The sequence below is a fragment of the Treponema sp. Marseille-Q4523 genome, assembly GCF_016901105.1.
In the GTDB taxonomy this organism is placed as follows: domain Bacteria; phylum Spirochaetota; class Spirochaetia; order Treponematales; family Treponemataceae; genus Treponema_D.
In genome coordinates this window covers 1-13173 of record NZ_JAFEVM010000017.1, presented here as the reverse complement: position 1 = coordinate 13173, position 13173 = coordinate 1, and the positions used below count along the sequence as shown (strand labels likewise).

The window sequence follows — 13173 nt, the reverse complement described above, 5'->3', positions numbered from 1 at the left end:
TGTTATTATAGCAGGAAAGTTTCCGTTCGTCCATAAACGTGCGAAACATATTCGGATATGTGCGACAATGCTTTTTCGGCCGTTTTGTGATTTATTTCGAGAAGGCTCCGAAACTCTTCGGCCGAAATCTTCATCAGTTTGCAGTCGGTTTCCGCTTTCGCTTCCGACGTGCGCACTTGCTCGAGTATACAAGTCTCTTCACCGAAAAATGCGCCCCTGTCGCAGTAGGAAAGGTTTCCGTTTCTGTTGATTCGTACCGCGCCGCTGACGACGTAATACGAATCGTCGGAGCGGTCGTTCTTTGCATAGATGATCGAACCCGCTTTATAATTTTCGACGTTGTTCTTGTTCATAATCGCCGACGGCGTGATAAAGAGGGTGCGCTTTACGATCGAATTGAGTTTCGTGTCGTCGCGGTCGGGCAGAAGATATAATTCGCTTAAAAGCAGCGGATCGAAAAATTGTACTATATATACCGTTTGCGCGAAGATAAAAAACAGCGTAAAGAAAATATACGTTTGAAATAAAAAAATCATAACCCCGCTCAAAACACCGTAAATGATATTGTAATTCGCTATGTTTAAAAATTCATTCGTCAATTTTGCCGCTGTAAAAAACGAAAGCGTGCACAGCGCGGAACAAGCCGCACAGAGTTTTGCGTCGGGCTTCGTCTCCGACGCATAGCGGTAGGCGAGCAGCACGATGATAAAGATGAGCGCGAACTCGGATAGGGTGATGACGGCGGGCGAAAGCGCGAGGCGCGGCGGATGCTCGAGTGGCTGTAAAGCGGCCGGAAACAAGGTAAAAAGATTTCGAAGCGCAAAGATTATCAATATGATGAGCGTTGCGATGACGACGAGAGCGAGCTCTCCGATGAAGATGAGCGCATGGTTGAAAATCGCGCGGGTTTTTATTTTTTTGTGAAAAATGCGGCGCATGCCCTGCATGACCGCTGCAAATGATTTTCTTGCCATCAGCACGATAAAAAGGGCGAGTACGAATTCGATCCGACCGAAGGTTTTTACTTTCAGTATACCGTTGATAAAGGATTCGGCGTCGAACATCGTTTTGTATTCGGAAACACGCGATAAAACCGAATCGATGATTTCCGGCGACGCATGGATGATGCGCACGAGGACGGCGAGTACCGTCATGACGATCGGGATAAACGAAAAGAGAAAACCGAACGCGCAAGAGGCCGCGCACGTGTAGAGATTGTTCCGCGCGTAAAACGATGCCGTCAAATAGATGAGCTGACCGACCGTATTTTTTGCCGAGCGTTTTTTATGCCGCCGTTTCATCAACGCGTATAATTATAGCGCGCTTTTTAAAAATCCGCCAGCTTCGGCGCGCGCGGATAGGGGATAACGTCGCGGAGGTTCGACATACCGGTAACATAGCGGAGGAGGCGCTCGAATCCGAGACCGAAACCAGAATGCGGTACCGTGCCGAACCTGCGCAAGTCGAGGTACCACGTATAATTCGACATGTCCATATTGCGCTCGTTACATGCAGCCAGCAGTTTGTCGTAGTTTTCTTCGCGCTCGCTTCCGCCGATTATTTCGCCGATGCCCGGAACGAGGACGTCGAGGGCTTTGACCGTTTTGCCGTCGTCGTTTTGCTTCATATAAAACGCTTTGATCGCTTTCGGATAATTGTAGACCATGACGGGGCATTTGTAGATTTGCTCGGTGAGGTAGCGTTCATGTTCGGTTTGAATATCGCAGCCCCAAAACGGCTTGTATTCGAATTTGCCCTCGTGTTTTTCGAGCGCTTCGATCGCTTCGGTGTACGAAATCCGCTTAAACGGCGTTTCGGCGACGTGTTCGAGCATTGCGATGAGACCGTTTTGAATACGTTTGTCGAAGAATTCCAAATCGCTCCGGCACTTTTCGAGCGCCCAGCGTAAAAGGTATTGGATAAAGCTTTCGGCCAAATCCATATCGTCGTCCAAATCGAAAAAGGCCATTTCGGGTTCTATCATCCAGAATTCGGACAAGTGCCGCGGCGTGTTCGAATTTTCGGCGCGGAACGTCGGTCCGAATGTGTATACGCGCGAAAGGGCGGTCGCGAGCGTTTCCGCTTCGAGCTGTCCGCTCACCGTGAGGCTCGCTTTTTTGCCGAAAAAGTCTTTCGAATAGTCGACGAGGGATGAAGCGCTTTCGACCTTTTTGCCGGCATTCCCCGCTTTCACACCGATCTCCGCGATCTTTTCGAGAGACAGCGTCGTCACTTGAAACATTTCGCCCGCGCCTTCGGCGTCGCTGCACGTGATGATCGGTGCGTTGATATATTGGAAGCCGTTTTCCTGAAAAAATGAGTGAACGGCGAAAGCCATCTGATTGCGCATACGGAATACCGCACCGAAGGTATTTGTCCGCGCTCTGAGGTGAGCGTTTTCGCGGAGATATTCCATAGACATTTTATTTTTTTGGAGCGGATAGGCGTCGCTCGGACATTCTCCGAGGACGGTGAGCTTTTCGAGCGTTACTTCGACGGCCTGTCCCGACGCGGGGGAGGGAACGAGGAGCCCCTCGGCGCGCACCGAAGCGCCGGTATTCGCTTTTGCGAGGTTTTCTTCTATTGATTTCACGTCGGCTCCGTCGGAAGGGGACGTACGGTCGAAGGTCAGCTGGATCGATGCGAAACAGCTGCCGTCGTTTACTTGAATGAATACGAGATTTTTCGAATCGCGTACGGTTCTCACCCAGCCACATACGGTGACGGCTTTTCCGTCGGGTTTCGATGCGAGCAGATCTTTTATAAGCGTCGGTTTCATGCGTACGATTGTAGCGATTTTATGCCGTTTGAGCAATGTGCCGCTTGACATAAAAGTGCAAATCGTATAGAGTAGCTGATATGCCGCTATAGCTCAGTTGGTAGAGCAATGGACTGAAAATCCATGTGTCGTTGGTCCGATTCCAACTGGTGGCATACGAACGGCAGCACGGCTGCCGTTTTTTTTATTCGTGCGGAGGGTTATCTCGCGATCTTACGCATACGCTCACTTAGAACTATATGAAAAACGATAAATCGATTACAGCGGTATTTACGGGCGGCGGTACGGGCGGCCACATCTATCCGGGACTTGCAGTCGCTGACGAACTTCGCAAAAAGGCTGCGGCGCGAGGAGCTGCCCTTACTATCTGCTGGATCGGCTCTTCTTCCGGCATGGACCGAAGCATCGTCGAAAAAAACGTCGACGAATCGGGAAGGAAAACTGCGGACGCATTTTACGGAATTCCTGCGGGAAAACTTCGCCGCTATTTTTCTCTGAAAACCCTTTCCGATATGTTTAAAGTCGTCGGAGGATTTTTTGCATCTCTTGCGATTTTAATAAAATTAAAACCCGCCGTCCTCTTTTCCAAAGGCGGTTTTGTGAGCGTCCCGCCGTGCGCGGCTGCAAAGCTGCTCGGCATTCCCGTGTATACGCACGAATGCGATTTTACGCCGGGACTTGCGACGAAAATCAACAGCATCGCGGCAAAGCGCATCCTCGTGTCGTATAAAGAAACCGAAAGTTTTTTTAAGGCATCTTACCGCAAAAAGATAATCGTAACGGGGAATCCCGTCCGGGAAGCTTTTTACCGCGCCTCTCCCGAACGCGGCCGCGCGTTTTTAAATAGTTCCGGCAATACAAAACCCGTTCTCCTCGTACTCGGCGGAAGCTTAGGAGCCGTACAGATAAACGAACTTGTCAGAGAAAATCTCGACCGCTTGTGTGCGTCATTTTTCGTCGTACATCAAACGGGAGTAAAAAACGCCGACACTGTCCGGCACACGGATTACGCGCAGTATCCGTTTTTGTATTCCGAAATGAGCGACGTCATCGCTGCAAGCGATATCGTGCTTTCGCGCGCGGGAGCGAATTCGATTTGGGAATGCGCCGTTTTAAAAAAGCCGCTCGTGCTCATCCCGCTTACGGGTTCCGGTACGAGAGGCGATCAGGAAGACAACGCGCGCTATTTTGCGGAGAGGGGAGCGGCGGTCGTGCTTTCGCGGGAAAAAGCGAATTCGGAAGAACTTTTGCGTGCTCTTGAAAAACTTTTGTCGAGCGAAGAACGGCGTCTCATGAGCGAAAATTGCGCCGCTCTTGTCGGATGCGGAAAGCCTGGTGAAAAGATTGCCGAAATCGTGTATACTGCGATGTTCGGAGGATCGTGAGCGATGCCGTATTCCTATGCGCCGGTCGATATCGTTTTTTTATTGATTTTGCTTTTTTTCGTCATAACGGCGGCTTCCCGCGGTTTGATAAAAGAATTTTTCGGCAAAGCCGCCTTTGTCGCAGGCATCGTCGCTGCTGTTTTGTGTACGCCGCTTCTTGAACCCTTTGTCCGCGACGGCATCCGTAACGCGCTTTTGGCAAAAGTCGTTTCGTTTTTATTGATTTTTATCATCGCATTCCTCGTCGTAAAGATCGTTCAGGAAATCGTCAGCCGCATCTTTTCGGGAGAGATTTTGCAGGGACTCGACCGCGCGCTCGGATTCGTGTTCGGCATCGTCGAAGGGCTTGCCGTCGTTTCCCTCGTCATCGTCGCACTCAAAGTGCAGCCGTGGTTCGATACCCGCCCGCTCTTCGATTCGAGCATTTTTTACCGTCTGCTCGACGGCGTTATCAGAGTTTCGGAAACGAAGCTTCAGGAGCTGCCTGCCTGATGTTTGAAAACATTATCCGACAGGAAGCATCTTCGCTTCTTGAAAACGACATACGTTCATCGTCCCTTCCGGGCGCCCTTCTTTTTTACGGTCCCGCCTCTTCGGGAAAACTTTCGTGCGCGCTTGAGTGTGCCCGCGTTCTTTCGTGCACGGGAGAAGAAAAAGGCGCGTGGCAATGTACTTGTCCTTCGTGTCTCCGTCATAAAGCCCTCGTTCATCAAAATACGATACTTGCAGGCCCGCGCGACTGCACGCTTGAAATCGCTTCGTGTCTTGCGGTTTTTCTTTCGGCGCACAAAAAGAGCGCGTCCTATGAACGGAGCGCCCGCTATCTTTTTTTGCGCAGCGTGAGAAAATTGACGATGCGCTTTAATCCCGTCGTGTTGCAGGACGACGACAAGCTTTCGAAGATCGCGCCCCTCATCGCTTCCATAGACGAATATATGGAAACGATCGATTTTCCGCACGAATTGCCGGATACCGAAACGCTTGAAAAGACGTGCGGAGAAATACAAAAACTGTGCCGAAAACTCGAATCCGATTTTTTGCCGGACGCGATTCCGATCAAACACATACGCGCCGTTTCCGCATGGGCGCATATAAAATCGTCCGCAGGAAAAAAGACGGTCGTTTTGGAAAATGCCGAGCGCATGAACGAAAGTGCGCGGAACGCGCTGTTGAAAATTCTCGAAGAGCCGCCGGAAGACGCGGTTTTTATTTTGACGACGGAAAAACGTTCGTCCGTTATGCCGACGATCCTTTCGCGCGTAAGGCCGTATCGATTCCGCGAGCGGACGGAAGCCGAACAGCTTGAAGTCGTGCGCCGTATTTTTCACGACGATGCGAGGGACGGAACTCTCGGCGAATACTTTGAAACCTTTCTTCCCGTCGCTCCCGAAAAAATCAGAGACTGCGCGGCGTCTTTTTTTAAAAGTGTCGCATCGAACGCGATCCCCGACTGCGCAAAGATATTAAAAGACTGCGCTTCTTTCGAACCGCGTATCATGTTCCGCATCTTCCTCGACGGCATCGCGCGGGCGCAAAGACCGCTTGCAAAAAGCGCTTCGGGTGCGGAAAGTTCGGCCGAATGTATGGCGTCTCTCAGGGAGTGTTGGCTCGCCGTTTCCGTCTACAACGAGTCTCCCCTTGCCGCATTGGAAAACCTTACGCGGACGTTTTTTAAAATCAACAAAACGCACGATTTCGTCTTCAAGGCCGCCTATGAGTGATTATTTCAGGCGCGTCAGCGAAAAGATCGCAAAGCTTCCTTCCGAGCAGGTAAAAGAATTCCTCGAAGACGTATGCAGCGAAAACGAAATTTTCGATTCGGTCTTGGAGTCTCTTTCGACGGGACTCGTCATCGTCGATAAAGATTGGAAATTGATTTTGACGAATAAAGCGGCCGAACGCTATGTGCCCTTTTCGATCCGTCCCGACGATCCGAAAGCGGAAAGCATTCCGCTCCCGCGCCTCGTCGACAATGCCGAGATCGCCGATTTTTTAAATGACTGCAGAGAACACAACCGATCGAACGTTTCCGACGAATTTACGACCGAGACGGCAGGCGGCAGTGTGCGCTTTATAACGCTCACGGTTTTGCCTCTTGTTAAAAAGAGAGAAGTGTCCGGCTCCATCGTTACCGTGCGCGATATCACCGAAAAACGCAATCGGGAAATACTGCTTCGCCGCATGGAAAATCTTGCGGGCTTGACGAACCTCGCGGCGGGCATGGCGCATGAAATCAAAAATCCGCTCGGCGCCATCGGCATTCACGTACAGCTCGTGCAAAAAGCGGTAAAAAAAGCAAGAGAGGGAAGCGGCATGCTGCCCGATAAAAAATTCCTCGAAGCGCACCTCGATACCGTAAACGAAGAAATCGACAACCTCAATAAAAAAGTGACGGACTTCCTCATGGCCGTCCGTCCGGTGAACGCAAAGCTCGAACTCGTCGATATCGGAAAGCTTATTAAAGAGACGGCCGCTTTTATCGCGCCGGAATTTCACGACAGCTGCATTACGGTAAGTGTGCGCGTAAGCGAAAAAACGGTGCGCCTACTTATCGACGAAAAACTTTTTAAAGACGTGTTTATCAATATGGCGCAAAACGCTCTTTCGGCGATACGGGAAAAATATTCCGACTGCACGGCGGCAAGATCGGATGCTTGGTGTCCGGGACTCTTCGCCGTCGAAACCTTTGTAAAGGACGACGCTTACATCATAACGATTTCGGACAACGGGATCGGCATGAGCGAAGAAACCGCTTCTCACATCTTTGAACCGTATTTTACGACGAAAGCGAAGGGGACGGGGCTCGGCATGACGATCGCGTATAAAATTATTAAGGAATTTTCAGGCGATATTCAAGTTTCATCCGTCGCGGGCGAAGGTACCGTTTTTACGATAACGCTTCCCGTACCGCAGACGGACAGAAAATTGCTCGGCGAACATAAAACGCAGCGGATCGAAGACGATTCGGCAAAGATTGCGGACAAGATGGCGAAAAAATGAAATTCACGATCCTTATCATCGACGATGAAAAAAATATCCGCGAAGGACTCGGCGCCGCTTTCGAAATGGAAGGCTATGAAGTGCGCCTTGCGGCAAACGGAAAAGAAGGGCTCGACTGTATCGCAAAGGGCGACATCGATTTGGTCATCACCGATCTCCGCATGGACGGTATTTCAGGCGAAGAAGTGCTCCGGCGCGTGACGACGGAAACGCCCGGCATACCGGTCATCGTGCTTACGGGACACGGAAGTATCGATGCGGCTGTCGATGCGATGAGAAACGGCGCTTACGATTTTTTGACAAAGCCGCTCAACCTCGATCGGCTTTCGATGCTCGTCAAGCGCGCGCTCGAACGCAGAGAGCTTTCGCTGCAGCACACACAGCTGAAAGCCGAAGTTTCAAGCGCTCATACGCTCGACAATATGATCGGCAAAAGTGCTGAGATGCAAAAAGTGTTTACGCTTATCAAAAAAGTCGCACCGACGAAAGCGTCCGTTTTGATAACCGGCGAAAGCGGCGTGGGAAAAGAGCTTGTCGCAGACGCGATCCACAATCTTTCTCCGAGAAGCGCTCACGAAATGATAAAAGTGCACTGCGCGGCTTTGAGCGAAACGCTGCTCGAAAGCGAACTGTTCGGTCACGAAAAAGGCGCGTACACCGGAGCCGAAAAAATGCAAAAGGGGCGTTTCGAACTCGCGCACGAAAGCACGATCTTTCTCGACGAAATCGGCGAAGTCAACGCGAGCGTGCAGGTAAAACTTTTGCGCGTTCTGCAGGATCATAAAATCATCCGTGTCGGCGGAGAAAAGACGATCGACATCGACGTGCGCGTCATCGCCGCGACGAACCGCGATATGGAAAAAGAAGTAAAAGAGGGAAGATTCCGTGAAGATTTGTATTACCGGCTCAACGTCGTACACATCGCCGTGCCGCCGCTTCGCGAACGACGTGACGATATTCCGCTTTTATTGAATGCGTTTTTAAAAGAATACGCGAAGGAAAACGGCAAAAACGTCACGGGCATCGACAACCGTGCCCGAGCGCTTTTGTACAAATACGATTGGCCGGGCAATATCAGAGAGCTTCGCAACTGTATCGAAAGCGCTGTCGTTATGTGCGGCGGAAACGAAATCACTCCGGAAGATTTACCGCCGACGGTGAGCGCATCGATCGCCGCGCCTTCGATTACGATACCGGTCGGCACGACGCTCGACGATGCGGAAAAAGCGATCATCTGCGAAAACCTCGCGGCGAACAAGGGAAACAAAAGCAAAACGGCCGACATACTCGGCATAGGACGGAAAACGCTCCATCGCAAATTGCAGGAATACGGCATAGGGGAAAGCGAAATCTAAGCGGCTCGTTGTTCGTGCGGTGCGTTTAACGGGACGCGGCTGTCGAAAAACCGAGTGCTTTTAAGACATGCTTTTTTAACGGATCGAATCTTTATACGCGAGTATCGCTTTATACGCTTCGACGATTTCTTCGGTCTTTTTGTGCGCGACGCGCTGCACCGTTTCGTTTTCGGCATTCGAATCCGGATGGAAGCGTTTGAGCTTTTTACGGTACGCGCTCCGTATTTCGCTTTCATCGGCACCCGCTTTTACGCCGAGCGTTTCACAGGCTTTTTTGATTCGATCCGGCAGCACTTCGAACGGACGCGCCCTCTCGGCTCCGTTTCCGCTTTTGAACACTTCGCCGATATTTTTTTTATCTTTTGTACGTAAAATATTTTCGAGCTTGACCTTTGTGCCGCCTCTTTGCCCGCCGCGCATTGTCTTACGTCGCGCTTCCGTTTTGTTTTTTGTCTGCGCGCTGCCGTTTGACGCACGAAACATATCCGCTTCTCCGGCTTTGCTCCTCGTTTTGAAAGCGTACGAACGCTCGTCCGTGCCTACATTCGTTTCGGCTTTTTTTTCACCGCTTTTCGGGATATCCCCCTTTTCGAGCGCGGCTTTGAGCAAATCGCCGAGCTTATCGTACATCGAATCCGTCACGAAAACGAGCCGCCTTAAATCACCGTACCCGAAGGGATGACCGCGCCCTTTCTGATGACGATGATGCCGTCTGCACAATAAAAGAGTCCGTGGTCGCCTTCTTCGTACTGATTTCCGCTGACGTTGATGGAGCAGTTGTCGCCGATGTGTACGTCTTTATCGATTATAGTGCGCGCGATGCGGCAATTTTTTCCGATGCCGAGATCCGGTATATTGTGTTCGGCGTTGTAACGTTTGGACGCTTCGGTTTCGTAGGCATCTGCGCCCATCGTGACTACTCCGTCGAGCGTGCTTCCTTTTTCGATGATCGAACGGATGCCGATGACGCAGTGATTGAGAGTGCTTTCGGTGATGATACATCCTTCGGCCGTGATCGAAGCGTTTATGTCGGCTTTATTGATTTTCGACGGCGGGAGGTTCGGAGTATGCGTATAGATCGGCTCGTTTTCGTCGTAGATGTTGAACAGAGGCGTGTTTTCGGTCAAGTTGATATTTGCTTCGTAAAAGCTGCCGATCGTTCCGATATCTTCCCAATAGCCGTCGAAGATATACGAATTGATTTTTTTTGTTTTTATCGCTGCGGGAATTATCTCTTTTCCGAAATCGGTCATATCGTTGTCGAGCATTTCATCCATGACGGGAGCGTTGAAGATATAGATACCCATCGACGCGAGGTATTCTTTTTCCGGCGGCAGATTGCCGCGCGAGTTTTCCGGAATTTTCCAATCGTCGATATTCATGTCCCGTGCAGGCTTTTCCATAAATTCCGTAATGCGCTTTTCGCCGTCGATCTTCATAATGCCGAAGCCCGACGCGTCGCTCCTGTTTACCGCCGTCGTCGCAATCGTCACGTCGGCACCGCTTTCGAGGTGAGACGCCATAAAGGCGCGCAAGTCCATGCGGTACAGCTGATCGCCTGAAAGGATGATATAGTGCGTCGGATTTTGCGGCTTAAAGTGCGGGAAATTTTTCCGCACCGCGTCGGCGGTTCCTTCGTACCAGCCGGTGTGTTCGAGCGTCTGTTCGGCGGCCAATATTTCGACAAAGCCGTGCGAAAAGCGGTCGAAGTTGTACGAATTGCTTATGTGCATGTGCAGCGAAAACGAATTGAACTGTGTGAGCAGGTATATTTTTTTATAACCCGAATTGATGCAGTTCGAAATCGGCACGTCGACGATGCGGAATTTTCCGCCGAACGGAACGGCCGGCTTCGAGCGGACTTTTGTGAGCGGGAAAAGCCGCGTTCCCTTTCCGCCTCCGAGAATGATTGAAAGAACGCATAAATCTTTTTTGTTATCCGACATGGTATTCCCCTTTTGCTTTTTTATCAGTATAAAGCATGAATGTCTATTTGGCAAATTATTTTTGCTAAACACGGCCTTTTTCTTCGCCGATACAATAGAAAGAGGATACTTATGATACGCGGTTGGTATATAGGCGCAAGCGGCATGAACGGCGAGCAGAACAGACTCGATGCGATTTCGAACAATCTTGCAAACGTGGATACGACGGGCTACAAACGGGACGTCCGCGTGAGCAAATCGTTTTCGGAACTTCTTTTACGGCGGACGAACGCCGACGGCGTTTACGAAACGCCCTTCGGCAGCGCTGACGCCGCTCCGATTATCGGAAAACTCGGACTCGGTATCGAAACGAACGAACAGTTTACCGATTTCGAACAGGGTTCATTTAAAACGACGGGTACGAAAACCGATTTTGCGCTCGGCGGCAAGGGATTTTTTACCGTGCAGACGCCGATCGGCGAGCGTTATACGCGGAACGGAAACTTTTTTATCGGTAAAGAGCGCATCCTCGAAACGAAAGACGGCTATCCCGTTATGGGCGAAAAAGGCATCATCACGCTTGAAAACGATCGGTTTACCGTGCGGGAAGACGGGAAGATAATCGACGAAGAGGGCAACGAAATCGACAGACTGAAAATCGTGCGCTTCGACAACGAACGCTATTTGAAAAAGATGGGAGAAAGCCTGTACAACACGAACGATATCGCAGGTCGTGCCTATATCGCCGAAGGAAACGAACGCCCGCGCGTTTTGCAGGAATACGTTGAAACGTCGAACGTAAACGTCGTCAACGAAATGGTGCGGATGATCGAAGTGAACCGCGCGTACGAAGCGAATCAAAAGACGATTCAAAGCGAAGACTCGATGATGGAAACGCTGTGGTCGCGCGTCGCGCTCTATCAGCACGGATAAAGGGCTGTCTCAAAAGTCGGTTACTTTTTCGACAGCCTGTCGAGTTTAAAATTAAGTCTTTATATTGTAATGACTTAATTTTAAACGTCGCATAGTACATCAAGGAAGCTGGCCAAAAACTGAAGTTTTTGGTCAGGCTCTGTTGAAAACTACTGTTTTTAGAAGTTCGTAAATATCGATTTTGCCGGTACTGCAGGTTTCCGGCGTGTAAAAGTAAAAGCCTTGGGCAAAAAAAGCGAGGACGATATGGTCAGAAGTTTATGGACGGCTGCGACGGGAATGAACGGTCAGCAGACGAATATCGATGCGATTTCTCACAACCTTTCAAACGTCAATACGACCGGCTACAAACAGCAGCGCGTCGAATTCGAAGATTTGATATATCAAACCGCAAAGCTCGCAGGTACGCCCGCGACCGAAGACACGGTGACACCCGTCGGCATCCAGCAGGGACACGGCGTCAGAGTCGGCGCGACGCAGCGCATCATGCATCAGGGCTCGCTCCAGCACACCGGAGTTTCCACAGACGTCGCCATCGTCGGAGACGGATTTTTCCGCGTGCAAAAATACGACGGCAGCTACGCCTATACGAGGGACGGTTCGTTTCAAGTCGATTCGACCGGCCAGCTCCTCACATCCGACGGGAATCGCGTTATGCCGGAAATCATTTTACCGGAAGGCTACGATGTGCAGACCCTCGTCATCAGCCAGGACGGAAGGGTCGACGTAAAGATAAACGGAGAGACGGAACCCACGGAAGTAGGACAGCTCGAACTCTACCGCTTTCCGAACGAAATCGGACTTGAAGCCGACGGCGACAACCTCTTTAAAGTATCGAACGCGTCCGGCGCTCCGATCGCAAGCCGCCCGGGCTTTGAGGGCATGGGAAAACTCGAACATAAATTCCTTGAAATGAGCAACGTATCCGTCGTCAACGAAATGGTCGCGATGATCGTCGCGCAGAGAGCATACGAGTTTAACAGCAAAGCGATACAAACGTCCGACACCATGCTCGGCACTGCGGTGAGCTTAAAGCGCTAAACCGTGCACTTGAAGTTTTCTGCAAAAGTTTTTTGGAGGAACGATAAAAAGCGGTGTCTAAAATATCGCCGCCGCTTTTTATCTCGAGTTTGCAAGGCAAACTCGAGTATTCGACGTGTGCGCTTATGCGCACGTCAAAAAACTTTTTCGAAAACTGAAGTTTTCTGCAAAAGTTTTTTGGAGGGAAGATGAAGATAAGCAGCGTCAACTCGTCGTTATTGAACGGAACGGAAACGATGCAAAAAGCGCGGGAAGCGGGCGAGGGCGCTTCTTTTTCCGATTTGGTAAAACGCATACGCTCCTCCGCTTCTTTTCAAAGCGCATCCGTTGCATCCGAGAAAGTTGTCGAAGACGGGCGGTTGAACGGAGACTTCGCTTCAGGTTTTGCAAATACGTTTACGAACGAAAGCGATAAAAAAGCGCTTCCCGTAGGAGCTGCCGCAAACGGCGCGGGTGTTCACGCAAAAAGCGAGACGATCGACAGGACGAGCAAACTCTACGAAAAATCGCTCGAACTCGAATCCTACATCGTCAAAATCATGGTGTCGTCGATGCGCAGCACCGTTACGAAGACTTCTCTTTTCGGCGGCGACAGCTTCGCTTCGCAAATGTACGAAGACATGATGTACGACGAATACGCGACACAGCTTACAAAAAACGCCGGTTTCGGTTTAGCGGATCAAGTGTACTTACAGCTCAACGTACAGGCGTAAGCGCAATTAAATTGTCATACAGTTAATTATAAGATACTGTTG

The 13173-nt window shown here is 50.5% G+C and carries 12 protein-coding genes and 1 tRNA gene; 9 read left to right on the top strand and 4 right to left on the bottom strand.

The features are described from left to right. Positions 1-5: 5 nt before the first annotated feature. Both JSQ97_RS06840 and asnS read right to left on the bottom strand, forming a co-directional pair. A complete protein-coding gene (locus JSQ97_RS06840) occupies positions 6-1301 on the bottom strand; it encodes a YhjD/YihY/BrkB family envelope integrity protein (RefSeq protein ID WP_205075370.1) in 1296 nt (431 codons plus the stop codon). A 26-nt stretch (positions 1302-1327) separates the two neighbouring features. Continuing rightward, entirely contained in the window at positions 1328-2779 is a 1452-nt protein-coding gene (gene asnS, locus JSQ97_RS06835; protein WP_205075369.1) for an asparagine--tRNA ligase, read from the bottom strand. An 82-nt stretch (positions 2780-2861) separates the two neighbouring features. On the opposite strand from asnS, the gene JSQ97_RS06830 reads away from it, so the two are divergent. The 6 genes from JSQ97_RS06830 to JSQ97_RS06805 all read left to right on the top strand — a co-directional run bounded on the left by JSQ97_RS06830 (position 2862) and on the right by JSQ97_RS06805 (position 8519). After that, a tRNA-Phe gene (locus JSQ97_RS06830) sits at positions 2862-2934 on the top strand. An 84-nt stretch (positions 2935-3018) separates the two neighbouring features. Continuing rightward, positions 3019-4164 (top strand): undecaprenyldiphospho-muramoylpentapeptide beta-N-acetylglucosaminyltransferase, encoded by a 1146-nt coding sequence (gene murG, locus JSQ97_RS06825; RefSeq protein ID WP_205075368.1) that lies wholly within the window; start codon positions 3019-3021, stop codon positions 4162-4164. A gap of 3 nt (positions 4165-4167) precedes the next feature. Continuing rightward, positions 4168-4656, top strand: coding sequence for a CvpA family protein (locus JSQ97_RS06820; protein WP_205075367.1), 489 nt, complete (start codon positions 4168-4170; stop codon positions 4654-4656). Then, positions 4656-5885, top strand: a complete 1230-nt coding sequence (locus tag JSQ97_RS06815; protein ID WP_205075366.1) for a DNA polymerase III — start codon at positions 4656-4658, stop codon at positions 5883-5885. Before JSQ97_RS06820 ends, JSQ97_RS06815 begins: the two co-directional genes overlap by 1 nt. Next, the gene (locus JSQ97_RS06810) at positions 5878-7164 is read left to right on the top strand and encodes a two-component system sensor histidine kinase NtrB (RefSeq protein WP_205075365.1); all 1287 of its coding nucleotides are present in this window, start codon (positions 5878-5880) and stop codon (positions 7162-7164) included. Before JSQ97_RS06815 ends, JSQ97_RS06810 begins: the two co-directional genes overlap by 8 nt. Further along, a complete protein-coding gene (locus tag JSQ97_RS06805; RefSeq protein WP_205075364.1) occupies positions 7161-8519 on the top strand; it encodes a sigma-54-dependent transcriptional regulator in 1359 nt (452 codons plus the stop codon). The genes JSQ97_RS06810 and JSQ97_RS06805 overlap by 4 nt, the downstream gene beginning before the upstream one ends. Before the next feature lie 75 nt (positions 8520-8594). On the opposite strand, the gene JSQ97_RS13135 is transcribed toward JSQ97_RS06805, so the two are convergent. Together JSQ97_RS13135 and JSQ97_RS06795 are read right to left on the bottom strand one after the other, a co-directional pair. Then, positions 8595-9161, bottom strand: a complete 567-nt coding sequence (locus JSQ97_RS13135) for a DnaJ domain-containing protein (protein ID WP_205075363.1) — start codon at positions 9159-9161, stop codon at positions 8595-8597. Positions 9162-9175: 14 nt separating this feature from the next. After that, on the bottom strand, positions 9176-10465 hold the full coding sequence (locus JSQ97_RS06795) for a glucose-1-phosphate adenylyltransferase (RefSeq protein ID WP_205075362.1): 1290 nt from the start codon (positions 10463-10465) through the stop codon (positions 9176-9178). A 111-nt stretch (positions 10466-10576) separates the two neighbouring features. On the opposite strand from JSQ97_RS06795, the gene flgF reads away from it, so the two are divergent. The 3 genes from flgF (at position 10577) to JSQ97_RS06780 (ending at position 13131) form a co-directional block, all read left to right on the top strand. Continuing rightward, positions 10577-11377 carry a flagellar basal-body rod protein FlgF gene (gene flgF, locus JSQ97_RS06790; protein ID WP_187383787.1) on the top strand — a complete coding sequence of 267 codons (801 nt, stop codon included), beginning with the start codon at positions 10577-10579 and terminating at the stop codon, positions 11375-11377. Positions 11378-11623: 246 nt separating this feature from the next. Continuing rightward, positions 11624-12418: a flagellar basal-body rod protein FlgG gene (gene flgG, locus JSQ97_RS06785; RefSeq protein WP_205075361.1), complete on the top strand. Its 795-nt coding sequence runs from the start codon at positions 11624-11626 to the stop codon at positions 12416-12418. A 188-nt stretch (positions 12419-12606) separates the two neighbouring features. Beyond that, positions 12607-13131 (top strand): rod-binding protein, encoded by a 525-nt coding sequence (locus JSQ97_RS06780; RefSeq protein WP_205075360.1) that lies wholly within the window; start codon positions 12607-12609, stop codon positions 13129-13131. The last annotated feature ends 42 nt before the right edge of the window (positions 13132-13173 follow it).